General features: G+C 67.8%; 1 protein-coding gene. It reads left to right on the top strand.

Annotated elements, in window-relative coordinates; genetic code table 11:
- The coding region (locus ACI6QG_RS19690) for an EF-Tu C-terminal domain-related protein (RefSeq protein WP_491630762.1) at positions 1–255 on the top strand (255 nt) is incomplete at both ends.

Genomic DNA, 255 nt, shown 5'->3' with positions numbered 1-255 from the left:
ACAGCGGCGAGGCGGGCGACAACATCGGCGCGCTGCTGCGCGGCACCAAGCGCGAGGACGTGGAGCGCGGGCAGGTGCTGGCAGCACCCGGCTCGATCAAGCCGCACTCCAAGTTCAAGGCCGAGGCTTACATCCTCACCAAGGAGGAGGGCGGGCGCCACACGCCGTTCTTCACCAACTACCGCCCGCAGTTCTACTTCCGCACCACGGACGTGACGGGGGTGGTGAAGCTGCCCGAGGGCGTGGAGATGGTGA

The sequence above is a fragment of the Sabulicella flocculans genome (genome assembly GCF_045449635.1).
Lineage (GTDB): Bacteria > Pseudomonadota > Alphaproteobacteria > Acetobacterales > Acetobacteraceae > Roseococcus.
This window is presented reverse-complemented; position numbering and strand designations above follow the sequence as displayed.